This window comes from Chlorobium sp. KB01 (genome assembly GCF_001975465.1).
In the GTDB taxonomy this organism is placed as follows: domain Bacteria; phylum Bacteroidota; class Chlorobiia; order Chlorobiales; family Chlorobiaceae; genus Chlorobium.
On sequence record NZ_MPJE01000099.1, the window covers coordinates 37,621 to 61,293 of the forward strand.

Consider the following 23,673-nt stretch of genomic DNA (forward strand, 5'->3'; position numbering starts at 1 on the left):
AAGAAAGAAATAGTGACTGTTAGTGAAGATATTTATCGACAAGCTATTCTGCCGCTTGATGCTACCATTCAGGATGTAATATGCAATCTTGACAAAGTTGCGATCCAGATAGTACTGGTAGTCAATGAATCGGGGAAGCTGGAAGGAACAATATCAGACGGAGATATCAGGCGAGGTTTGCTTCGAGGCTTGGATCTCAAAAGTCCTATAGGAAGCATAATTCATCGTAATCCGATTGTTGTGCCATCTGAAATGGCTCGTGAGACCGTAGTTAAGCTGATGGTTGCCAATAAAATTCAGCAGATACCTGTCGTAGATGAAGAGAACCATGTTTTAGGCCTTCATCTTTGGGATGAGATTACTACACCAACAGTTCGCCCGAATCTCATGGTCATCATGGCGGGCGGAAAGGGAACCCGTCTTCGTCCGCATACGGAAAACTGTCCGAAACCCATGTTGACCGTTTCGGGAAAGCCTATGCTAGAGCATATCATCGAACGAGCCAAATTGGAAGGTTTTAGCCAGTTTGTATTGGCTGTTCATTATCTTGGCCAGATGATTGAAGATTACTTTGGGCACGGTGAACGAATGAGAGTGAGGATTGAGTACCTTCGGGAGCAATCCCCTCTCGGCACTGCCGGAGCCCTTGGTTTGCTTAATCCCAGACCAACGACTCCTTTTGTAGTAACAAATGGTGATGTATTGACCGATATTCGGTATGGTGAGCTGCTGGATTTTCATACAAGAAATAATGCTATCGCAACTATGGCAGTCCGAGCACATGAGTGGCAGCATCCCTTTGGAGTTGTACAAACCAAGGGTATTGATATTATCGGCTTTCAGGAAAAACCGGTTCACCGCAGCCATATCAATGCCGGGGTTTATGCACTTAATCCGGAGGCATTGAGTTTACTGGAATCAGACGATCATTGCGACATGCCAACCTTGTTTGAAAGGTTGCAGGCTCAGACCAAACGTATAGCAGCATATCCAATACACGAACCATGGCTTGATGTGGGGAGGCCTGACGATTTAAGTAGAGCTAATACAGATAATCAACATCAAACAGCAAACAAATAATGGATAAAATAAAATACCCTCATCCTGTTGATTTAGATGCATTTGCAAAAAATAATCCAGATCCGGAAGCGTTTTATGGATTACCTCAGGAGGTTGTGTACTGCAAGAAGTGTGTTATATCAAACCAGAGACCTAATTCTGCCGTAGAGTACAAGCATACCAAAGAAACAAAAAAAGAGACGATCAATTTTGATGCAAATGGTGTTTGTGATGCATGTAACTTTACAGAGCGCAAGCGTCATACTATTGATTGGGTTGATCGTGAAAAGCAGTTGCGTGAACTATGCGATAAATACCGTAAAAGTGATGGTTCATACGATTGTATAACGCCAGGGTCCGGCGGAAAAGACAGTTTTTATGCCTCTCATATACTAAAGACTAAATACGGGATGCATCCGCTGACTGTTACATGGGCGCCCCATGTTTATACAGAGTGGGGCTGGAAAAATTTCCAGGCATGGATTCATGCCGGTCATGACAACTATTTAATGACTCCAAATGTTCGTGTTCATCGTCTCTTGACCCGACTATCAACTGAATTGCTTTTTCATCCATTTCAGGCATTCATGTTTGGTCAAAAATCATTAGCTCCTAAAATGGCACTGTTATTTAATATTCCACTGGTATTTTACGGCGAGAATGAGGCGGAATATGGAAATCCTATTGGCGATACCGATACCGCAAAAAGGGATTGGTCTTACTTTACTTCGGAGGATCAATCCAAAATATATCTCGGTGGCGTTTCTGTTGCTGATCTGAAATCTCAGTTTGGTGTTGACCAAAATGATTTACAACCATATTTACCCGCAGATCCAAGCAGGATTGCAGAGCAGGGAGTAGAAGTACATTACTTGGGTTATTATTTAAAGTGGCATCCGCAGGCCTGCTACTACTATGCAGTTGAGCATGGAGGTTTTCAGGCTTCACCCGAGCGTACTCCCGGAACCTACTCAAAGTATAACAGCATTGATGACCGGATTGATGATCTTCACTACTACTCGACCGGAACAAAATTTGGTATAGGGCGAGCAAGTTATGATGCTTCTCAGGAAATCCGTTCCGGAGATATCAATCGTGAGGAGGGTGTGGCGCTTGTCAAGCGCTTTGATCATGAGTTTCCTGAACGGTTTGCTGACGAGTTATTAAAATATTTGAGTCTGCCTGAAAAAGAATTTCCTGTGGCAAGTAAAATGTTTGAGCAATCGATTATGGATCGTGAGTATTTCCGTGTACTTACAGATCAGTTTCGATCACCGCACTTGTGGTATATAGAAAATGGCGAGTGGAAGCTGCGCCATACGGATCTGCTTGAGAACCAATAAGTTTATTGTTTTGAGAAATATTCGTTTAATAGCCCGACTGGACATTAAAGGCCCCAATCTTATCAAGGGCATTCATCTTGAGGGGTTGCGTGTTATCGGTTCTCCTAATGAATATGCATTACGCTACTATCAGCAAGGTGCTGATGAACTGATTTACATGGATTGTGTTGCCAGTCTCTATGGCCGCAACCATTTGGGAGATATTATCAGGTCTGCAGCAAAAAATATTTTTGTTCCCATGACCGTTGGCGGAGGTATTCGATCAGTTGAAGATGCGACCAATATTTTACGTGCCGGAGCTGACAAAGTGGCGGTCAATACTGCTGCCGTTTCGAATCCGAAGCTTATCAATGAAATATCCCGCCGTTTTGGCAGTCAATGTATGGTGCTCTCAATAGAAGCCAAGGAGGTCGGCAAAGATCTTTGGGAGGTTTATACAAATAATGGACGTGAACGCACGGGATTGGATGTCATTGATTGGGTGAAGCGAGGTGTAGCTAAGGGGGCCGGTGAAGTGTTGCTGACATCGGTAGACCGCGAAGGGACACGAAAAGGATTTGACATTGCCTTGGTCAGGGCGGTCACAGCAGAGATATCTGTTCCTGTAATTGCCTGCGGAGGAATGGGAAAACCGGAAGATCTTGTGGATGTTGTAAATATGGGACATGCGGATGCGGTTGCAATGGCAGATATTCTGCATTATAACCGATCTGATATTGGCGAAATAAGAGCTGTTGCTAAAGAATCAGGTATGGGAGTAAGGGACTATGAAAGCGCCTGAAGTTACTGTTATTGACTACGGGGTAGGAAATTTGCTCAGTGTTCAGCGTGGCTTGGAACACTGCGGAGCCAGGGTTATTGTGACAGAAGATCCAAAATTAATTCTTGCTGCAACGAAATTAGTACTGCCGGGAGTTGGTGCGTTTGGAAATGCTATGCAAGCTCTGGCTGCACTCGGTTTGATTGAGGTGATTCGTGAAGTTGCAGAGCGAGGCACTCCGCTGCTTGGTATTTGTCTGGGCATGCAATTACTCCTTGAAGAGAGTGATGAGTTTGGTATAACAGCCGGATTAGGTCTTATTCCGGGGCGAGTGATTCCTGTACCAACCAAGGCACTTTCAGGGAAAGAACATAAAATCCCACATATCGGGTGGAGTGCATTGCATGCATCAGCTGCATCTGAAAGTTGGAGTGGAACTTTGATGGAGAATAACCAAACTGGTGAAGCTGCTTATTTTGTACATTCATTCATGGCGGTTCCAACTGACCCGGCACACATTATTGCTGGTTGTCTATATGGAGGTCATTTTATTCCTGGGGTTATTGGACGGGATCAAATTACTGGATGCCAGTTTCATCCGGAAAAAAGTGGAGAAGTCGGATTGAAAATATTGCGGAGGTTTATTCTCCAATGAGAATTCTTGCATTGATTCTTGCAAGGGGAGGATCCAAACGTCTTCCAGGGAAAAACATACTACCGTTAGGAGGTAAGCCTCTGATTGCGTGGTCTATTGAAGCGGCGAAAGGCATTCCAGACATTTGTGATGTTTTGGTTTCAACGGATGATGAGAAAATTGCTCATGTGGCTGAAAAATACGGCGCTATGGTGCCGTGGCTACGTCCCGATTACCTCGCGACGGATACGGCAACCTCAGTGGATGCTGCTCTACATGCTGTTGATTGGTATGAATCCGTAAATCAGCCAGTCAACGGCATTTTGTTATTACAACCCACATCTCCATTCAGGACTTCCCGAACAATTGCAAAAGGGATAAATATTTTTTCATTAAATCCGACAGTACCTGTCATCGGTGTTTCAGCAACACATCTTAACCCTTTATGGATGTTGAAGATTGATGATGATGGATCACTTACGCCATTTATTAATGGACACGGTATGAATAAGAGGTCTCAGGATTTGCCTGTTGCGTATATCGTTAACGGATCTGTTTACTTGATTTCACCAGAAGTCCTTCGGTTTCAAAAAAGCTTTATTTCAGAAAAGTGCAGGCCGTTGATAATTGAATCTGAAAAAGAGGCGTTGGATATTGATAATGAATGGGATTATAATTTTGCAAAATATCTATATGAATTAATCGGAAGTGAAAGCTGATTCTTAATAATGCTCTCCATTGAATCGTTATAAGACACATTCCTCGAAGCCCTGCTTCGCGAAGGAATTCTTAAACATGAACTCATACCCCGTAGCTCTGCTGCGGGGTAGTTGATTTCTGAAAAAACACACAATTACTAATACATCTGTTTCGATATTGCATTAGTATTTTAATATATGATTATTTATATACCTCTTGAAATAAGTGTTCGTGAATTGCAGGGGCACTTGTTGTTTGCTATTCATGCTGCCGCCAGGGGTCATCAGACCATGATCGCAGCTCAGAATGATATTTGGCTGTTCAAGCGTCTTGGAGTATTACCGAAGGGTGCATACCTTGTTAAAAATGTAAATGTTCCGAGTAATAGCGCTCTTATTTATAAAAATTTCCGGGAATCAGGTTTCGATATTTACTGCCAGGATCAGGAACCTTCAATATTGTGGGGTGAATTTGAAAGATTTCTTTTCGATCACAATATCACTCGCAATCAAATGATGCCTTTCAAGGCAGTATTTTGTTGGGGAGCGCGTGATACACTTGGTTATCAACGTTTTTTTGAATCTTTTGGTGAAGTGTTTGTAGATACCGGAGCAACCCGTTCCGACCTATGGAATCCACGTTTTTCCACATTGCGCTCAAAGAAGGAAGGTAATAGAAAATATATACTCTTTGTTTCCAATTTCGGCTATTGGCTTGGTAAACGGCACTGGACTGAATGGTTTAGTGCCGGGCACAGCAACGAAATTCTTCAGTCACTTCATCAGGAGGATAGTTTGCTGAATTTTTTCCTTGAGGACAGTGCAATTACTTTAAACATGATCAGGGCAATCCGGCATATGGCGGACAGATTTCCTGATTTTCGTATTGTTGTCAGGCCACATCCCCTAGACTTTCCGATGTATTGGCAACATATCCTCGGCGATCATCCGAACATCGAGTTAACCGACAATACGAGTCCCTTGACTAACTGGATTGATGGAGCAAGTGCAGTGATACAAAATGGATGCACTTCTTCTATTGAAGCGGTTTTAATGAAAGTACCTCTTGTCAGTTACGGGCCGGAGCGCCATCAGGGTGATTTGAAAATTCCCGGAATGCTTGGATTGAAGGCCGCAACACTTGACGACCTTGAGTCAGCAATCAAAGTCTGTCTTGACGCAAAGTCTTACGCTCAGATACAGGAGACTTCTGAAGCAATCCTGAAACCTATTATAACGTCAGATTCTGGTGAATCTGCTATAAGAATGCTCCAGGTGATGGAAGAGCGCAGCACCTTTGATTCTGTAACAAAGATTTCAGGGCGACTTGCCTGCCACCTTGGAATGTTTCGTGTTTTGAAACATGGAATTGACAGTGCACGTGGTGCACTGAAGCTTATCGATATACAAAAAGATAAAATAAAACTGAACCGAGAAACGATCATGCAAGATTTTCGTGAAATGTCTCGTATTTTGGGATTACCTGTTCCAGCAGTGACTATTATGTCTCATTCAGGCATGATAGTCGGACCATTCAAACAGAAATAAATACATGCAGTTACCAGAAACCACTACTGCTCCGCACAAAGTACAACAAAAAAGGCTTGGTAAACCAGGTATTTGGTTCCATATATTAAGTGCGTTTTTTGGCATTTACTTCATTTATTTATTTGCTCCTCTACTCGGTCCGACTGCCACTTTTATCGGTTTCGATACTATTCTTGCTTTTTATCTTTTTTCCTTATTCAACGGTAAAATCCGATATCTATTTTTATTGCATCCGTTGTTTGTTTTTGTCTCATCATTTTTATTTGGTATGCCTTATGACCAGATTGGCAGTTCATATACTTATCTTTTTAATGTTAACAAGTTTATTGATCCGGACACTCTTGTTATAAATACACCGTTACTGATTGCTACGTTTATCACTAATCTTTGGTCTATGGGTAGGGGCGGTGTTTATTTGGGTACGCTATATATAATATTGTTTCCAAGGTATCTTTTTGATGAAGTACCTGCAATCGTAAACTATTATTCCCTGAGTACGTTTACCATGCTCTATGCTACGATCGGTGTCACTGCTGGTATAATGCTTGGCTCGATACGAAAAGAACTTCTTCTTGTTATTGCACTCTATACTACAGTTGCTCCAACTTTTCTGGAGATAAACAGTTCTCTACATCGTTACGGTTTGATGGTTCTCGGTTTATGGCTTTTCATTGAGGGCTATATGGGCTTTCTGCATTTTTTTTCTGTAAAGCGTAAGATCATTCTACTTATGACGATTGTTACAGGGCTTGCTCTTGTATTTGTTTCAAAGCCGGCCCTGTTACTTTCAATGGCTCTTTTTATGATTTTAGAGCGTTTTTCTGCAAATCAACTGCCATTTATTTCAAAGCTGTTTGTCAAGTCAAAGCGACATTATCAAATATTATTATTGTTAGCTGGACTTGTACTATTTCAATTGACAGGTCAGCTTGTCGGCCCTGGAGAATATACCAAAGGTGCTTCTCAGGGTGGTGCCGGCGGACAGTTTCTGGGGATCGCTAACCTGCCGGCTATCGGAATTATTCTAAGACTGCTTTATGCAGCGCTTTCACCTTTTCCATGGCTTGGTTTCGATCAATGGGATATTTACGGTTATAATGGTCTCTTCCTGGTATTGCACCTTTTTTCATCGCTGCTTGCCATATGGATGCTGATGTCTTTGATCAGGAGGCTGCCGGCTATTGTCAATGATGACGATGAGATACGGGTGCTGGCGATGTTCGGAATATCGTTGTTACTTTCTCTGACGTTCAGTGCTATCGGTTTTCATGTATATCTTGCACCGGCATTGCCATTTCTTTCGGTGGTTCTGTTACGGAGACGTACAAGAACTCCCTGGCATCATGCAGCAGGATTTGTCATTTTTATGGAAGTTTTGGCGCAAATATCGAGGTTTGCGAAATAATGAAACAATTATTGATCAAGTTACATTGGTTCCTCTCAAGTCAACTTGGCTTGGACCCATTGGTGTTTTTTAAATCATTGCGAGGTTTGAGATTCTATGTTCATGACGTGGTGAAGTTCAGAAAATATTACAAGGGAAAGTTCTGGTTGTTGCCATGCTTGCATGACCGATTTGAAGAGGGCGGGGTGACAAAAAGTGAATATTTCTGGCAAGATCTTCTGGTTGCTCGTTGGATTTTCGAGGAAAATCCAATCAAACACGTTGATGTTGGTTCGAGAATTGACGGTTTTGTGGCTCATGTGGCAAGTTTTCGTGAAATCGAGGTTTTCGATGTTCGCCCGGTGACGACAAGTATCCCTGGGGTTGTTTTTCACCAGGCTGATTTAATGGATGCAGAGACAGTTAACTCACTTCTTGCAGACGAAGATGGGTATAGTGACTCTCTTTCGTGTTTGCATGCCCTTGAGCATTTCGGTTTGGGCCGGTATGGCGATCCTGTCAATCAGGAAGGACATATCAAGGGCTTTTCGCAACTTGCCAGACTTGTTAAACCAGATGGGCGTTTGTACCTTTCATTGCCTATTGGCTATGAGCGTGTTGAATTTAATGCAAATCGTGTTTTTGACCCTCACTTTATTATCGAATTTGCTGGAGAGCATGGATTTGTTCTGGATCGTCTGATTGTGTTCAGTCATGAAAAAGGCTCATTTGAAGCTGAGATTGATCCGGACGTTCTTAAGAAACTTGCTGCGGAGAGATATAACCTTGGAATTTTTGTCTTTACCAGAAAACGAATATCAAAGTAACGCATGAGAACCATTCTTAGAAACACGATTGAGAGATTTCCTTTTCTTGCACAGATATATCGAACCCTGAGGGACCAACTGGACCGTCATAAGCCATCAATACAAACACCATGGGGATTTACTCTTGCAGGGCATGAAGAGATGGCAAAAGGCTGTTTCGAGCCTGAAGAAACGGAGGTAGTCCGCGCTTTGTTGCGGGAAGTGGATGTTCTTGTCAATGTAGGGGCCAACATCGGGTACTATTGCTGTCATGCCTTGGCCATGGGCAAGAAAGTCATTGCTGTTGAGCCAATTGCAAGGAACCTGCATTATCTGTTAATGAATATCAGGAATAATGGCTGGTCAAAAATGGTTGAAGTTTTTCCGGTAGCTGTAGGTGAGCAAACTGATTTGCTGGAAATGTGGGGTGGTGGAACAGGTGCCTCACTCATCAAGGGCTGGGCGGGTATATCTGAAAACTATGTCACTCAGGTACCTGTACATACATTGGATCGTATACTCGGAGGGGCACTGAACGGACGTAAGGCGCTGATTATCGTTGATGTTGAGGGTGCAGAATACATGATGCTGCGGGGTGCCGAGGTAACCCTGCAAATCGTTCCGGCGCCAATCTGGATGATGGAGATTTCGGCTACGACGCATCAACCGCAGGGAGTATCAATCAATCCGCATCTGGAAGATACCTTCAATGCTTTCTTTTCAAAGGGATATCGTGCCACTTCGGTAGAACGTGATAATCGGGAAGTGACTTTCTTGAACGTCAGGGATTGGTCAAACAGAAAAGTAAGTCAACCAACCCATAATTTCATATTCCGGAAATGATTTTCCTGTCTTGCAAGAGGAGCTGTGTTGTTCAAACAGCATTAATATTTTTTTCTTATGCGTGAGGCGTCGAAAGTGGTTGCCCGTATTTTTGGTGGTATAGGAAATCAGCTTTTTTGTTATGCCGCTGCGCGACGTCTGGCTCTGAAGAACAATGTGGAACTGATTCTGGACAATGTGAGCGGATTCCGATATGATAAAATTTACAACCGTCACTACCAACTGGATCATTTTCACATACCCTGCCGGATGGCAACCGCTTTCGAAAGGATGGAGCCGTTTTCCAGGTTGCGCCGTAACATCATACGGCGATTCAGCCAATTGTATCCGTTTGAAGGGCGTAGTTATATCCTGCAGGAAGGCGTAGACTTCGATTCCCGTCTACTTGAAGTAATACCGCATGGTGTTTTACAACTTGAGGGATACTGGCAAAGCGAAGAATATTTCGGGGATGTGAAATCAACTATCCGAAGTGATCTTCAGATCAAACCTCCTGACGACCCGGTCAATCTCGATATGGCGAGGAAAATTAATGCCCATGAAGCTGTCGCTGTTCATGTGCGTTTTTTTGAAGATCCCGGAGTCAATGGAAACGACAACGTTTTTATGGGGTACTATGGCCGTGCTGTAGCTGAAATGGAAAAACGTGTGTCCGATGCACATTATTTTGTTTTTTCTGACAAGCCGGAAGCTGCCCGTATGAAAATTCCATTGCCGGATGATCGGATAACCATCGTGGCTCATAACAAGGGAGATGAAAATGCATACGCCGATCTTTGGCTGATGAGCAGATGCAGTAATTTTGTTATTGCCAACAGTACATTCAGTTGGTGGGGTGCCTGGCTATCTGACAATCCGAATGCTCTGGTTATTGCACCAGGAAAAGAGGGGGAAATGGGCAGGTCGTGGGGCTTCAAAGGATTATTGCCGGAACGCTGGATTAAGATGTAAACACGAATTGTCTCCAATAAAAGTGCAAACCCCTTCGATTACAGTACTCATGGCTGTTTACAACGGAGCATCTTGGCTTGATGAGTCGATACCGAGTGTGCTGAAGCAGACCTATGGCAATTTTGAATTCATCATTGTCAATGATGGGAGCACTGATCAATCGCTCGAAATTATCCGCCATTTTGCGGCAACAGATTCGAGGGTCGTTATTATTGACAAAAATAATACTGGTCTTGCTGATTCGCTGAACTGCGGAATTCGAGTTGCAAAAGGTCATTGGATCGCCAGGCTCGATGCTGATGATTTATGTATGCCCGATCGATTAAAGGTATTTTATAATCGTTTGAAGTCTAATCATAGCGTTGTATTGGCAGGTTCGGATTTCGTAGAGATTGATGATGCCGGAAAATTTCTCAATTTACAACATTACCCAACGTCCCATTCAAAACTTGTCAGGAATCTTGAACGTTATCAAAGATTTTTTCCTCATTCTTCTGCCTTTATCAGAGCTGATGTTGCTCGACAGATTGGTGGCTATAATGAAAGAATTGTCAGGTCTCAGGATCATGACTTCTGGTTTCGTTTATCAGAGAAAGGAAATATTACGTGTATAAACCAGCCGCTGGTCAAGATACGAAGACATGCCAGACAAATATCGCATGAAGAGTCTGGTATGAGATCGATATACTATGATTTTGCGTCTACAATTTGCCATTATCTTCGAAAAAACGGTCAAAGAGATCCTTCTGTGGAAATGAATGTGAATGAGTGGGTCGGATTTGTTGACTGGGTAAGGCATGAAATTGAAGAAGAGGTGAATTTTGTTTATAGTCGCAAGGTTTGGGCAAATGCCCGAGATGTCTTGCATAAAGAGGAAAAAAATCTCATCACATACATTTATATTTTGCGAGAATTGCTCTTATCAGGATGTCTTTATGAGCTACTGAAAGAAAGATATTTTGGTACGTTATTGCCGAAGCGACTTGCCGACAAATGGGCTGAAACAACTATGAACAGAATTTCTAATGACTGATTTTATACCATTTTTTAATCTTGAGATCGGTGAGGATGAGATTGCAGAGGTTGTTGATTCTTTGCGTGCAGGTTGGGTGACAACCGGGCCAAAAGTCAATAAGTTTGAAAAAGATTTTGCGGAGTTTATTGGCGGTGGTGTGGAGGCTATTGCAGTTAATTCAGCTACCTCTGGTCTGCATCTTGCTCTTGAAGCTGTCGGTGTTGGCCAAGGTGATGAAGTGATCACCGTAAGTTATACCTTTACCGCGACAGCTGAAGTTATTCGTTATCTCGATGCCAAACCGGTTTTCGTTGATGTGGATCCGGAAACTTATTGCATTGATGTTGCGGCTATAGAAGACGCAATAACGCCAAAGACAAAAGCGATAATTCCCGTTCATTTCGGAGGTTTGTCTGCCGATATGGGGTCACTGATCGAATTGGCTAAACGCCATAATCTGCATGTGGTTGAAGATGCAGCTCATGCACTGCCCACAACATACGATGGCCAATTGATCGGTACACTTGATACGGATGCAACTGTTTTCAGTTTTTATTCCAACAAAACAATGACGACGGGAGAAGGAGGGATGTTGGTCACCCGCAATCCTGCTCTATCGAAACGTGTGCGTATGATGCGGCTTCACGGTATTAGCAAGGATGTGTTCAACCGTTTTAACTCGAAAGCGCCGGCTTGGTATTATGAAATCCTCGCACCCGGGTTTAAATACAACATGACGGATATTGCCGCCTGCCTTGGCATCCATCAATTAAAGAAAGTACGGGCTTTTCATGAACATCGCACCAGGATTGCCGAAGCATATGATGCAAAATTGGCAGATTTACCGTTGCGTCTGCCTCCAAAACCCCGGAAAGGAGAACAACACTCCTGGCATTTATATGTCATTTGTTTGGCAGAAGGTTTAAGAATTGGTCGTGACGAATTTATTCAGAAAATGTTTGAGATGGGGATCGGATGCAGTGTTCATTATATCCCCCTTCATCTTCAGCCGTATTGGCGAGAGACCTATGGCCTGAGTGAAAAGATGTTTCCGAACAGTCAACGTATTTATGATGGGTGTGTGTCATTGCCGATTTACCCGATAATGACCATGGAAAATGTGCAAAGAGTAACATCAACAATTCAGCAGCTCCTTGATGATACTCGGAATTGATGCTTCGAATAGCCGAGTTGGCGGGGGTGTTACCTATCTCGTTGAGCTATTGCGTGTCGCAGATCCCATTGCTCATGGAATCAAGAAAGTGATTGTTTGGGCGCCGCAAGTTATCCTTGATCAAATTGACAATCGACTGTGGCTGGAAAAACGCTCAAACCTTGTGATCAATGAAGGGCACTATCTCAAAAGGGCACTATGGCAACGCAACGAACTCGGAAAGGAATTGCTTTCGGCTCAATGTGATATGCTCTTTGTTCCTGGAGGCTCATTCGCTACCTCATTTCGACCAATCGTTACGGCAAGTCTGAATCTTTTGCCCTTCGAGCTGCCGGAATTATTAAGGTATGGGGCATCGACGATGACTATCAAACTTTTTCTTTTGCGTATATCTCAATCTCATTCTTTCAGGAAAGCCGATGGTGTCATATTTCTGTCTGATTATGCCAGAATGGTAATCATGCGGTTGAATAAAGTGCCAGTCAGAAATCACGTGACCATACCTTTCGGTATTACCTCCTTTTTTTTTCAGCGTCCGAGACCTGCACGTTTGATAAATGAATGCAGTTCATCAGATCCCTTTCGATTGGTTTATATTTCAAGTGTTGAACCCTATAAGCATCAATGGAATCTTGTGGAAGCCGTGGCCAAGTTAAGGCAGGAGACAGGATGGGAAATTTTGTTGGAGATGAACGGTGCATCAGGAAGTTCCATGGCTTTGAAATATTTGCATAAGAGCTTGCAAACGTATGATCCGGATGGATTATGGTGTAAATATTACGGAGTACTTCCATTCAACGAATTGCCGCTTATGTTAAACCGGGCCGATGCTGCAGTCTTTGCCTCGAGCTGTGAGAATTTACCCAATATTCTTCTTGAAAAAATGGCATCCGGATTACCGATAGCTTGTTCTGACCGTGGGCCGATGCCAGAAGTTCTAAAGGATGGTGGTATTTATTACAATCCGGAACATCCAGAAGAAATTGCCCATGTATTGCTGGAAATGTTGGCATCGCCATCATTGCGGTCCAAATTTGCTAATGTTAATTATGAACGATCTCTATATTATTCATGGCAACGTTGCGCTCATGATACATTCGAATATTTTGCGAAGCTGGGACGCCATTATAAGAGATCCTCAAATGTCCTGAATAATTCACGTGGGCAATAAAAAAAGGGGCGCATGACTACGCAATTCATTATTTTATTGATGCTTAAGCCAATAAGATACATGCGATATCCATGCACTCCCTTTCCACGAATATAAACACCGGGCAGCATACCCAGCAATCTTTATTTGAGCCTTTTCCCGTAGCTTCCCTTGCCCCGGTCCAAGGCAAAAAGTGACCCTTGATTTCCATGGTGGTAGCGTTACCAGCGATGCCGACGTCTTGCTTCTGAGCGAAACCGAATTCAGAACCGGTATTATCTCTGCTCTGACCAACTGCATCACCGATACCCGTCGGTCTTCTTCGGTTATGCATCCGATCACTGAGCTTCCTGCGCAGCGTGTCTACCAGATCGCCTGCGGTTACGAAGATGGCAATGACAGCAATACCTTGCGCAATGATCCTGCCTTGAAGATGGACCTTGACCGTTTGCCGGACAGCGGCCTTGATCTTGCCAGTCAGCCTACGTTCAGCAGGCTTGAAAACATGGTCAGCCGCGCTGAACTTTATCGCATGGCCATCGGTTTGCTGAACCATTTTCTCACCTCCTACACCGAAGAGCCTCCCGTTATCGTTCTGGATTTCGACGACACTGACGACGTTGTTCACGGCAAACAGCAACTGGCCTTGTTCAGTGCTACCATCAGGAGACCTGTTACCAGCCGATGCATGTTTTCGAAGGGCTGAGCGGCAAACTGATCACCTCGATCCTGTGACCCGGCAGGCGTCCTTTCGGCAAAGAGATCGTCTCATACGTGAAGCGTATCATTCACCATATCCGCCAGTAATGGCCGGAGACCATCATTGTCTATCGGGGCGACAGCCATTACGGTGTGCCGGAACTCTTTACCTTCCTTGCACAACAACAGAACTGCTATAGCGTGACCGGCCTTGGGGGCAATGAAGTCCTGTACCGGTATGTCGAGTCCATCATCAACGAGGTAAAACAACAGAAACCAGGCTACCGCCGCTACCATACCCTCTGGTATCAGGCCAAGAGCTGGAGTGAAGCACGCAAGGTGGTTGCCAAGGTGGAAATGACCGACAAAGGCTTGAATGTCCGATTCATCAGCACCGACTTGCTGGAGGCAAAGGCCAAGGCGCTTCACGAACAGATTTACAGCCTTCGAGGCAATGACGAGCTCTACATCAAGGAGCACAAGACCTATACCAGGAGCGACCGTACCTCCTGTCACCGCTTTCTTGCCAACCAGTTCCGCCTGTTCCTGCATTCGGCGGCCTATGTCGTGCTGCATGCATTTCGCTCAAATCTACTCAAAGGCACGAGTCTTGCTACGGCGAACTTTGCAAGCATCCGACTGATACTCTTGAAAGTCGGAGCCAGAGTCATTGAGATGAAAACAAGAATCAAACTGCATCTGCCATCGGCATGCCCCGAGCAAGCTATACTGAACAAATGCTTTGCACTCCTTGAACATCTGCGCTCGGTTCCTCAGCCATCGATGACAACCTGACGCAGGAACAACGAAGACGGTGAGATTGAACAGCACTCTATAATGGGGGGCATCACGGAATCATGGTGCCGAGGGTAAAGTGCATGCCATCTGTTCCTGACTCCCATTTTCAGCTTGCGAAAAACACCTGTTTGGCATCGCTGAACAACCTGTGATGCTTCGGATTATTGACCGGATGCGGGTTGTGGACGGATTTCGAGTTCGATGCCTCTATCGGCAATTCATTTTTGCTTCGATTGTCTGGCTTTATCGAGTCTCATGAATTATTCAGGATGTCAACCTGAGTTGAGCGATTTTGAATCTCTATGGGTCATATTCCCCGCCTCTTGAGGCGTAAAGCATAATAGAGTTGTCTTCAAAATACCCCGCTGCTTGCGGCGGGGTTCTTTATTTAGTCAACGGTTCAAGTAGTTAGAATTATGAAACTGTTAATTCTTGGCGCCAGCGGAATGCTCGGTAATTCTCTTCTGCGCTGGTTTGCAGAACGCTCTTCCTTCGATGTTTACGGTTCGGTTCGTAATTACGAGTCTATTAAAGTTTTGAATGCTTATGCACCTAATGCTGAAATTATAGCCGACATAGATGTCGAGAACCTAGACAGTCTTACCCGCTTGTTCGCACAGATAAAGCCCGATGTCGTCATTAACTGCATTGGCATTATCAAGCAGTTGGCAGAGGCTGATGATCCGTTGACCGCTATCCCGATAAATGCACTGTTGCCACATCGTCTAGTGCGTTTGAGTCAACTGGCCGGTGCGCGCTTAATACATGTCAGCACAGACTGTGTGTTCTCGGGTGAGAAAGGCGGGTATCTTGAGAGTGATCCTCCTGATGCTAAAGATCTGTATGGACGTAGCAAACTTATAGGTGAGGTGGACTACGAAAATGCCATAACGCTGCGAACTTCGATTATCGGTCATGAACTGAATAGTGCCCATGGGTTAGTCGAATGGTTCTTATCCCAAGTTGAACCGGTACATGGTTTCAGCAAAGCCGTGTTTTCTGGCTTGCCAACGGTCGAGTTAGCTCGTGTGATTGATCAGTATGTTTTGCCGCATCCAGAACTGCGAGGTCTTTACCATGTCTCTGCAGATCCAATTGACAAGTACTCTTTGCTCAAATTGCTGGCGAATGCCTATGGATGCAAGGTTAAGGTCATTCACGATGACAAGTTTGTCATTGACCGTTCCTTGAACTCAGAACGTTTTCGCAACGCTACTTGTTACCAGCCACCAACTTGGTCCGATTTAGTAAAGCGAATGCGTGATTTTAAAGATCTACCTCGCTAATCAATATTTTTAAAACCTGGAAATCATGTTCAAAGACAAAATATTGCTGATTACTGGAGGTACAGGCAGTTTTGGAAATGCAGTATTGCAGCGCTTCCTCAAATCGGACTTCGCAGAGATTCGCGTTTTCAGTCGAGACGAAAAAAAGCAGGAGGATATGCGCATTACACTGAAGAGTGACAAAGTGAAGTTTTACATCGGGGATGTGCGCGATTACGACGGTATACACGATGCGCTAAAGGACGTAGACTATGTGTTTCATGCCGCCGCACTTAAGCAAGTACCATCTTGTGAGTTTTACCCCATGGAAGCAATTAAAACGAACGTAATTGGGGCCGAAAATGTGATGCGTGCGGCGATTGACCGAGGAGTTGAGCGCGTCGTTGTTCTGTCCACTGACAAGGCAGTCTATCCGATCAATGCGATGGGTATGTCAAAGGCGATGATGGAAAAAGTCATGGTAGCTAAGTCTAGGCTTTGCGATCCGGCTAAGACTATACTGACTGCCACACGGTATGGAAATGTTATGGCCTCACGGGGATCTGTGATTCCGCTGTTTCTGCAGCAACTTCAAGATGGTACACCGCTCACCATTACCGATCCCACGATGACGCGATTTCTGATGTCGTTGGAGGAATCAGTCGATTTAGTGCTATATGCTTTTGAGCATGCTCGTCCTGGTGACATCTTCGTGCAAAAAGCACCAGCCTCAACAGTGGGGGATTTAGCTGAGGCAATGCGCCAATTATTGAGGAAGAATAACGAGATTAAGATCATAGGCACCCGTCACGGAGAAAAGCTTTATGAATCGCTTGTTTCACGAGAAGAGATGGCGCGCTCGGAAGATTTGGGCGATTACTTCCGTATCCCTGCCGATTCGCGTGACCTAAACTATGCAAAATATTTCGTGAGTGGAGAGACAGCAATCTCGGAAATAGATGATTACACTTCACACAACACTAGGCGTCTCAATATAGATGAAGTTAAACAACTTCTACTTGCGCAAGAGCTGATTCGGGAGGCATTAAATGCTTAAGATCATTACGGTAGTTGGCACTAGACCGGAAATTATTCGCTTATCGCGTGTAGTCGCTATGCTTGATAAACACTGTGAACACGTGTTAGTGCATACTGGCCAGAACTACGATTACGAACTCAATCAAGTGTTTTTTGATGATTTGGGTGTTCGAAAGCCCGACTATTTCTTAAATAGCGCGGTGGGGAGCACCAGTGCCGCCAACACTATTGGTAACCTAATCACAGCAATTGACGATGTGTTAGCACAAGTGCGGCCAGAGGCGATGCTTGTGCTTGGCGATACAAACAGTTGTTTATCGGTGATTCCCGCCAAACGTCGCAAGGTCCCGATTTTCCATATGGAGGCGGGTAACCGTTGTTATGACCAACGTGTGCCAGAGGAAACCAACCGACGTATTGTGGACCACACAGCAGACATTAATTTAACCTACAGCACCATCGCTAGGGAGAATCTGCTGAGAGAGGGGTTCCCCCCTGACCAGGTGATCAAAACCGGCAGCCCTATGTACGAAGTACTGAACTACTACATGCCACAGATTAGAGGCTGCAATGCACTTGCGCGTATGGAACTGACTCCAAGACAGTACTTTGTGGTGAGTGCCCACCGTGAAGAAAACATTGAATCTGACCACAGCTTCCACAAACTGGTAGAAGTACTTAATGCTGTGGCTGAGGATCATGGGCTGCCAGTGGTTGTGTCAACTCACCCACGAACGCAAAAGCGCGTCGATACAACAGGCGCAAATTTCCATCCTAAGGTACAGCTGATGAAGCCATTGGGTTTCTATGACTACGTGCATTTGCAAATGAATGCCAAGGCGGTTCTATCTGACAGCGGCACCATCACAGAAGAGTCTTCCATTTTGAATTTCCCTGCGCTTAACCTGCGAGAGTCGCACGAGAGACCCGAGGGTATGGAAGAAGCTGCTGTGATGATGGTTGGGCTGGAAGTACAAAGAGTGCGCCAAGGATTGTCTATTCTGGAAGGCCAGACGAGGGGCTCGGAACGCATTCTGCGCCTTGTTTCTGACTACAGTATGCCCAATGTTTCCGATAAAATCGTTCGTATTATCCATAGCTATACAGATTACGTGAAGCGCGTTGTCTGGAAACAGTATTGATGACGCGTCAGATGCGTATTGCTCTCATAGCAGATACATTTCCTCCTTTACGCACTTCTGGGGCAGTACAACTCAGAGATCTGTCGCGTGAGTTCGTCCGGCAAGGGCATGAACTGACAGTGATGTTACCGTCTGCTGAAATTAAAGATCCATGGCAGATGGACGTGAGGGACGGTGTTCGGGTTCTGCGCTTGCATGCGCCAGAGACGAAGGACATCGACTACGTTAGGCGTACGATCGGAGAGTTTTTCATGCCGTTTTTAATGCGCAGGAACCTTCGTAAGAGTCCAATCTTCGACGAAACGTGGGATGGTGTGGTATGGTATGCACCATCCATTTTTCATGGTCCCCTGGCGAAAACACTTAAAGAGAAAAGCGCTTGTAAGGGCTACCTTATTATTCGCGACATATTTCCTGAATGGGCGGTTGATATGGGCTTGATGGGAAGAGGTTTGCCATACCGGTTTTTTGATGCCGTTGCTCGTTACCAATATGGTGTTGCCGATATTATCGGGGTGCAGACGCCTGGCAATCTGGAATATTTTAGCGACTGGCAGCAAAAGCGTGGCCGCAAGCTTGAAGTGCTGCAGAACTGGTTGGCTGATTTGCCGATTACCAGGTGCTCGATCTCTCTTGCAAACTCAAAGTTGGCTGGCAGAAAAGTTTTCGTTTATGCCGGAAATATGGGGATAGCTCAGGGGATGGGCATTTTGCTGGATCTTGCAGAGCGATTACGATCCATGAACAATATCGGGTTTTTATTTGTCGGTAGGGGCAGTGAGACTAAGAAGCTATCGGAAGCTGCTCAATATCGGGAGCTCAACAATGTTTTGTTCCACAATGAAATCGATCCGGATGAAATCCCTGGCCTTTATGAGCAATGTACAGTAGGGCTGATTGCGCTTGATCCAAGACACAAGTCGCATAATATTCCCGGTAAATTTTTAACGTACATGAAAAGCGGTCTACCAGTTTTAGCTAATATAAATCCGGGAAATGATTTGGCGGCAATGATCCGACAGGAAAATGTCGGACGTGTCAGTGAAGACGGAACGGCAGACACTTTGGTGCACCAGTCTTTAGATTTAATCAAGGCGATTGATGCAGATCATGGTATGAAAAATAGATGCAAAGCTCTTTACGCAAACTTGTTTTCACCAGAAACTGCCGTAACGCAAATTGTTTCTGCTTTTGGTAAAAAATGATGCTGCATCATGATAAATGTTCAGGCCATTCAACAGTGCAGCAGGGGGAGAGGGATTAGCGAAATTGAGGTTGGAAACCTCAGGGAAGGTTACCTGAAATTCAAATTCGGGATCGAAAAGGCAGCCGATTTCGGTCTATCTCAATTCATCGCCGAATTTATTGACCGGCAAACAGGACAATTACTACTAATTTCTTGATAGCTTGATGATCGTTAACTTTATCGTAAACCGCTTACCCCTATTTAATGTCGTTACCGTACAGGGCTGATATTGATGGTCTGAGAGCCATAGCCGTACTGGTTGTCATATTTTATCATGCTGGTATTTCCGGGTTTTCAGGTGGCTATGTTGGTGTTGATGTTTTTTTTGTTATTTCCGGTTTTCTTATCACTTCTATTATCCTCAAAGAAATTCATGATGGAACATTTTCTATTGCAGGATTTTATGAAAGACGGATAAGAAGGGTTTTTCCTGCACTTTTTCTCGTGATGTTTTTTGTATTGCTTGTTGGGTCCTATCTTTTTTTTCCGATTGCATTCAAGTTGCTTGGAGAAAGTATCACTACTACCACTTTTTTCTCATCAAATATTCTGTTCTGGTCGCAAAACGGATACTTTGAACCTGAGAATTTTACCAAACCATTATTGCATACATGGTCACTGGCTGTTGAAGAACAATACTACATCTTTTATCCTCTGATGCTCGTAGCTCTTCATCGGTTTTCATCGAAACGATACCTTCCGTGGTTGCTGGGCACAGGATTACTTTCGCTGATTGCTTGTATTTACGGAGTTAATGTTCATCAGCGTGCCACGTTTTATATGTTTCCTACCCGGGCATGGGAGTTCCTTTTTGGTTCAATCCTGTCTCTGGACGTCCTTCCGAAACTTCGGACATCCTTGCTGCGCAACCTGCTAGCATTTCTTGGCTTGTCTCTTTTTGCCTATGCTACGATCTTTTTTTCATCTTCCACTATGTTCCCTGGATCTGCTGCATTGGTTCCTGCGGTGGCATCCACTCTGCTTATTTACAGCGGTATGGATGGTGAATCTGTTATAAGTCGGTTGCTGAGTACCAAACTTTTAGTCTCTATAGGACTTATTTCATATTCACTTTATCTATGGCACTGGCCGATTATTTCTTTTGCGAGGTTTTTAATTTTTCGTAATCTGTACCCATATGAAATTATCGAAATACTATTTCTTTGTTTTGTTTGTTCCATACTCTCATATCACTTTATCGAACGGCCATTTCGAAACGATCATCCCATTTTTGCTGAAAGAAAACAGCTTTTTGCATTTGCTTTAACGGTAATGGTTGTTGCTGCGTCAATCGGGGTTGTGATTTATCTTCAAAAAGGAATGGCTTATCGGTTTCCCGAAGATAAAGAAGCTGGTATAGGTGCAGACATGAATGCAGATCCTCAGTTCAGATTCTACCAGAAAAACGACAAAAACCTTGAAGGATTGAATGAAGGAAAACTTCCGTCATTGATAGGTAACATTGAGACTGAACCTTGTTTTGTCATTTGGGGAGACTCCCATGGCATTACGTTAGTGGGTGCGCTAACCAATATGGCTGAAAAATACGGGTTGTCCGGTTATAACATGGCACATGGCGGAATTCGTCCGCTTCTCGGATTGGATATGGTCACTGGAGAGAATTTCGATGAGGCGCAGTACAATCAACGAATAATTGATTTTATCAAGGCGCGCCCGAATATCAAAACGGTATTCATTGGCGGCTATTGGTCGGCAATGAGGGTGTTAGTTGATGTGACAGGTGAATTGAAAGGCAAACAAACATATCCGATCTTGTTGAAAACCGGTCTTTCGAGATCGGTCAATGCCCTTCTGAAGATAGGAAAGAACGTCGTTTTGATTTGTGACACGCCAACTTTGAAAGAGGATCCCAACCGCTTTCTTTTTTTGGCTCATAGATTTGGGACAACTCCAGACTATCCCAAGATTTCTCCTACAGTTTTCGAATATCAAAAACAGAATAAAGAAGTTTTATCGATTCTGACAGAATTGGCCAGTTTGCCACACGTTAGGCTTGTGCATCCTGAAAAGTTGTTTTTTGACAAAAAAGGATACTCTTTGGTTATGTATCACAATAAAGGCCTTTTTATTGATTACAATCATTTATCGACTGCAGGATCCCGATTTATCTCGCCGGTCTTCGATGACGTTTTCCGGGAAATGTCGATAAATCAATGACAGAGAAAACCAGCTTCCTTGTTGAAAGGTGTAATAGATGATATTGTCCGTTTTGAGGATAATTATGGCCGATGCTGACCTCGGCTTTTGTTCTTGTGTATTGTCTGGCAGTTCAGGATATGATTTATTCAGGTGAGGATTTGTATATGACTTTACTGTTCGTGTCTGCAGGACGGAGCGAAAATCTGGTTTCTCTGAAATACAATAAGGAGCGGTATGCGTAATGATATATGTATTGATCAAAGAGAGATTTATCAACCGAAAAAAATTGAAGAATTAGAGAGTATACGGGGTTTGGCTGCACTGCTTATAGTTTTTGGGCATATACCAAAGTGGAATCCTGTCTGTTATATTCCTGTCGTAGATAACGGATCATTAATGGTTGAGTTGTTTTTTGTGCTTTCCGGTTTTGTTTTGTTTAATGCTTATGGGGATAAAATTTTTTCAATAAAAGATTTGGTTCGTTTCCAGTTTTTAAGGTTTGGAAGACTCTATCCTGTCCACCTGCTGTTTTTAATTGTTTTTTTGTTTTTTGAATTTGCCAAGTACATATTTCAGGTAAAGTATGGGATTATAAGTCCTAACTCTGTGCCTTTTGAAAGGAACAATTTTACTGCCTTCATACAAAACATTTTGCTTGTCCAGTCAGTTTTGCCTAATTCTTCACAAACATTTAATTACCCATCATGGTCAATAAGCGTTGAGTTTTATACCTATCTTATATTCGGGCTCGGAGTTCTTTATTTTAAACGGTTAAAAATACATTTTTTTGCACTATTTGCCATTATTTCAACTGTTCTGCTTGTGTCCGGATTTACACTGGGATTCGGTCCGATGTTTCGCTGTACGGCAGGATTTTTTATTGGATGCATGACGGCTCAATTGATAAAAAATCGAAAAATTATTTCTTCTGGATATAAATGGCTGTCGATCGCCATGTTTTTTTTAATAGTTGTATTTCTGCAGACAAGAATAAACTATGACACTAACTCATATATGTATTTTCTTGGATCAGCGTTGATCTCCTCTTTAATACTTGTTCCGGACGGCTGGCTGAACAGAGTCCTTAAATTCAGAGTGTTCACCTGGTTAGGCACAATTTCGTATTCGGTGTATATGTCTCACCCGGCAATAGAGTGGGTTGCGAACCAGATTGTCAGGGTTTTGCTTAAACGTCCGGAAGCAATAGGAATTAATGGCTACAGCACTCCCCAATTGTCCGTTACTGAAACATTTATTGCTTACGCAGTTATTCTTTCAGTAGTGCTCATTACCAGTACTCTTGTTTATACTTATTTTGAAAAACCCCTGCGCGACAAGTCACGTAGTCTTGCTTATAGTAAGCTCAATTAACAAGGCTTTAAATAATTGAGCATATATATCATTGACGCTGTTGTTGTGTTTGTTCCTTCAGGAACGCTAACGGCCCTCTAAAACAGGCTGAAAAGATAATGGCGATGCCGACCGACCGTTGATTGGCGATGAGTATAATCGTGTGCTAACTTGGGGACGTGGTGAAAGCGCCGATTAAGACCGGTAGAGAGTAGAGTATGAAAGTTACTGTGCGACGTGAAAGTCTTGTAGTGGAGTTGTCTTGTAAAACAGACCAACTGTTCAGTCAGTTGAGACCGCCAGTACATGCAGGAGAAGTAATTGCCTTGTGTGAAGCTATTGGTAAACGAACCCGCAGGAAACTGTAAGCTGATCTGCGAGGAGAAGCTGAATCTGTCAGCAACAGACGTAGGTGGACTTGGGGACGTGGACTTGGGGACGTGGTGAAAGCGCCGATTAAGATCGGTAGAAAGCAGAGTATGAAAGTTACTTACATGAAAGGCATAGCCAGCCATCATGGCCCCGAGTCATGCCTCGATACACAGCAATGGTATGGGGAAGCGTTGACAGGGGAAAGCACAGGCATAGTATTGAGCTCCGAAATCACTCA

20 protein-coding genes and 1 pseudogene are annotated in these 23,673 nt (G+C 43.8%); all 21 read left to right on the forward strand.

Annotation, left to right across the window (positions count from 1 at the left end):
* Window positions 1-12: 12 nt before the first annotated feature.
* The 21 genes and pseudogenes from BOO20_RS10420 (at window position 13) to BOO20_RS10520 (ending at window position 23,084) form a co-directional block, all read left to right on the forward strand.
* Complete coding sequence (locus tag BOO20_RS10420) at window positions 13-1,080, forward strand: nucleotidyltransferase family protein (protein ID WP_076792540.1); 1,068 nt, start codon at window positions 13-15, stop codon at window positions 1,078-1,080.
* Window positions 1,080-2,402, forward strand: coding sequence for an N-acetyl sugar amidotransferase (locus BOO20_RS10425; RefSeq protein ID WP_076792542.1), 1,323 nt, complete (start codon window positions 1,080-1,082; stop codon window positions 2,400-2,402). The genes BOO20_RS10420 and BOO20_RS10425 overlap by 1 nt, the downstream gene beginning before the upstream one ends.
* Window positions 2,403-2,412: 10 nt before the next feature.
* Window positions 2,413-3,183 (forward strand): imidazole glycerol phosphate synthase cyclase subunit, encoded by a 771-nt coding sequence (gene hisF / locus BOO20_RS10430; RefSeq protein WP_076792574.1) that lies wholly within the window; start codon window positions 2,413-2,415, stop codon window positions 3,181-3,183.
* Window positions 3,170-3,817 (forward strand): imidazole glycerol phosphate synthase subunit HisH, encoded by a 648-nt coding sequence (gene hisH / locus BOO20_RS10435; RefSeq protein ID WP_076792543.1) that lies wholly within the window; start codon window positions 3,170-3,172, stop codon window positions 3,815-3,817. The genes hisF and hisH overlap by 14 nt, the downstream gene beginning before the upstream one ends.
* Entirely contained in the window at window positions 3,814-4,515 is a 702-nt protein-coding gene (locus BOO20_RS10440; RefSeq protein WP_076792545.1) for an NTP transferase domain-containing protein, read from the forward strand. The genes hisH and BOO20_RS10440 overlap by 4 nt, the downstream gene beginning before the upstream one ends.
* A 177-nt stretch (window positions 4,516-4,692) precedes the next feature.
* Complete coding sequence (locus BOO20_RS10445; RefSeq protein ID WP_076792547.1) at window positions 4,693-6,042, forward strand: surface carbohydrate biosynthesis protein; 1,350 nt, start codon at window positions 4,693-4,695, stop codon at window positions 6,040-6,042.
* Between the two features lie 4 nt (window positions 6,043-6,046).
* Complete coding sequence (locus BOO20_RS10450) at window positions 6,047-7,447, forward strand: hypothetical protein (protein ID WP_076792548.1); 1,401 nt, start codon at window positions 6,047-6,049, stop codon at window positions 7,445-7,447.
* Window positions 7,447-8,253, forward strand: a complete 807-nt coding sequence (locus tag BOO20_RS10455) for a DUF268 domain-containing protein (RefSeq protein WP_076792550.1) — start codon at window positions 7,447-7,449, stop codon at window positions 8,251-8,253. The genes BOO20_RS10450 and BOO20_RS10455 overlap by 1 nt, the downstream gene beginning before the upstream one ends.
* Before the next feature lie 3 nt (window positions 8,254-8,256).
* The gene (locus BOO20_RS10460) at window positions 8,257-9,075 is read left to right on the forward strand and encodes an FkbM family methyltransferase (protein ID WP_083694649.1); all 819 of its coding nucleotides are present in this window, start codon (window positions 8,257-8,259) and stop codon (window positions 9,073-9,075) included.
* Window positions 9,076-9,150: 75 nt separating this feature from the next.
* Entirely contained in the window at window positions 9,151-10,026 is an 876-nt protein-coding gene (locus tag BOO20_RS10465; protein ID WP_198935445.1) for an alpha-1,2-fucosyltransferase, read from the forward strand.
* Window positions 9,935-11,059 (forward strand): glycosyltransferase, encoded by a 1,125-nt coding sequence (locus tag BOO20_RS10470; RefSeq protein WP_083694651.1) that lies wholly within the window; start codon window positions 9,935-9,937, stop codon window positions 11,057-11,059. Before BOO20_RS10465 ends, BOO20_RS10470 begins: the two co-directional genes overlap by 92 nt.
* On the forward strand, window positions 11,052-12,215 hold the full coding sequence (locus BOO20_RS10475; RefSeq protein ID WP_076792556.1) for a DegT/DnrJ/EryC1/StrS aminotransferase family protein: 1,164 nt from the start codon (window positions 11,052-11,054) through the stop codon (window positions 12,213-12,215). Before BOO20_RS10470 ends, BOO20_RS10475 begins: the two co-directional genes overlap by 8 nt.
* Window positions 12,199-13,386 (forward strand): glycosyltransferase, encoded by a 1,188-nt coding sequence (locus BOO20_RS10480; protein ID WP_076792558.1) that lies wholly within the window; start codon window positions 12,199-12,201, stop codon window positions 13,384-13,386. The genes BOO20_RS10475 and BOO20_RS10480 overlap by 17 nt, the downstream gene beginning before the upstream one ends.
* Window positions 13,387-13,457: 71 nt before the next feature.
* Window positions 13,458-14,859 (forward strand): annotated as a pseudogene (locus BOO20_RS10485) (IS1380 family transposase).
* A gap of 419 nt (window positions 14,860-15,278) precedes the next feature.
* Window positions 15,279-16,148 (forward strand): SDR family oxidoreductase, encoded by an 870-nt coding sequence (locus BOO20_RS10490; RefSeq protein WP_076792559.1) that lies wholly within the window; start codon window positions 15,279-15,281, stop codon window positions 16,146-16,148.
* A gap of 25 nt (window positions 16,149-16,173) precedes the next feature.
* Window positions 16,174-17,184: a polysaccharide biosynthesis protein gene (locus BOO20_RS10495; protein ID WP_076792561.1), complete on the forward strand. Its 1,011-nt coding sequence runs from the start codon at window positions 16,174-16,176 to the stop codon at window positions 17,182-17,184.
* Window positions 17,177-18,307, forward strand: a complete 1,131-nt coding sequence (wecB, locus tag BOO20_RS10500; RefSeq protein WP_076792563.1) for a non-hydrolyzing UDP-N-acetylglucosamine 2-epimerase — start codon at window positions 17,177-17,179, stop codon at window positions 18,305-18,307. Before BOO20_RS10495 ends, wecB begins: the two co-directional genes overlap by 8 nt.
* The gene (locus BOO20_RS10505) at window positions 18,307-19,512 is read left to right on the forward strand and encodes a glycosyltransferase family 4 protein (protein ID WP_198935446.1); all 1,206 of its coding nucleotides are present in this window, start codon (window positions 18,307-18,309) and stop codon (window positions 19,510-19,512) included. Before wecB ends, BOO20_RS10505 begins: the two co-directional genes overlap by 1 nt.
* 9 nt (window positions 19,513-19,521) lie before the next feature.
* Complete coding sequence (locus BOO20_RS10510; RefSeq protein ID WP_076792564.1) at window positions 19,522-19,710, forward strand: hypothetical protein; 189 nt, start codon at window positions 19,522-19,524, stop codon at window positions 19,708-19,710.
* A gap of 47 nt (window positions 19,711-19,757) precedes the next feature.
* Window positions 19,758-21,731 (forward strand): acyltransferase family protein, encoded by a 1,974-nt coding sequence (locus BOO20_RS10515; protein ID WP_076792566.1) that lies wholly within the window; start codon window positions 19,758-19,760, stop codon window positions 21,729-21,731.
* A gap of 216 nt (window positions 21,732-21,947) precedes the next feature.
* Window positions 21,948-23,084, forward strand: a complete 1,137-nt coding sequence (locus BOO20_RS10520) for an acyltransferase (RefSeq protein WP_076792567.1) — start codon at window positions 21,948-21,950, stop codon at window positions 23,082-23,084.
* Window positions 23,085-23,673 lie beyond the last annotated feature (589 nt).

Excerpts from the sequence above, each read along its gene's own strand:
- BOO20_RS10515 (WP_076792566.1), top strand. The coding sequence starts at position 19,758 with ATGTCGTTACCGTACAGGGCTGATATTGATGGTCTGAGAGCCATAGCC.
- BOO20_RS10475 (WP_076792556.1), top strand. The coding sequence starts at position 11,052 with ATGACTGATTTTATACCATTTTTTAATCTTGAGATCGGTGAGGATGAG.
- BOO20_RS10505 (WP_198935446.1), top strand. The coding sequence starts at position 18,307 with ATGACGCGTCAGATGCGTATTGCTCTCATAGCAGATACATTTCCTCCT.
- BOO20_RS10510 (WP_076792564.1), top strand. The coding sequence starts at position 19,522 with ATGATAAATGTTCAGGCCATTCAACAGTGCAGCAGGGGGAGAGGGATT.
- BOO20_RS10455 (WP_076792550.1), top strand. The coding sequence starts at position 7,447 with ATGAAACAATTATTGATCAAGTTACATTGGTTCCTCTCAAGTCAACTT.
- BOO20_RS10425 (WP_076792542.1), top strand. The coding sequence starts at position 1,080 with ATGGATAAAATAAAATACCCTCATCCTGTTGATTTAGATGCATTTGCA.
- wecB (WP_076792563.1), top strand. The coding sequence starts at position 17,177 with ATGCTTAAGATCATTACGGTAGTTGGCACTAGACCGGAAATTATTCGC.
- BOO20_RS10520 (WP_076792567.1), top strand. The coding sequence starts at position 21,948 with ATGCGTAATGATATATGTATTGATCAAAGAGAGATTTATCAACCGAAA.
- BOO20_RS10440 (WP_076792545.1), top strand. The coding sequence starts at position 3,814 with ATGAGAATTCTTGCATTGATTCTTGCAAGGGGAGGATCCAAACGTCTT.
- BOO20_RS10445 (WP_076792547.1), top strand. The coding sequence starts at position 4,693 with ATGATTATTTATATACCTCTTGAAATAAGTGTTCGTGAATTGCAGGGG.
- BOO20_RS10495 (WP_076792561.1), top strand. The coding sequence starts at position 16,174 with ATGTTCAAAGACAAAATATTGCTGATTACTGGAGGTACAGGCAGTTTT.
- BOO20_RS10460 (WP_083694649.1), top strand. The coding sequence starts at position 8,257 with ATGAGAACCATTCTTAGAAACACGATTGAGAGATTTCCTTTTCTTGCA.
- BOO20_RS10490 (WP_076792559.1), top strand. The coding sequence starts at position 15,279 with ATGAAACTGTTAATTCTTGGCGCCAGCGGAATGCTCGGTAATTCTCTT.
- hisH (WP_076792543.1), top strand. The coding sequence starts at position 3,170 with ATGAAAGCGCCTGAAGTTACTGTTATTGACTACGGGGTAGGAAATTTG.
- BOO20_RS10470 (WP_083694651.1), top strand. The coding sequence starts at position 9,935 with ATGCTCTGGTTATTGCACCAGGAAAAGAGGGGGAAATGGGCAGGTCGT.
- BOO20_RS10450 (WP_076792548.1), top strand. The coding sequence starts at position 6,047 with ATGCAGTTACCAGAAACCACTACTGCTCCGCACAAAGTACAACAAAAA.
- BOO20_RS10480 (WP_076792558.1), top strand. The coding sequence starts at position 12,199 with ATGATACTCGGAATTGATGCTTCGAATAGCCGAGTTGGCGGGGGTGTT.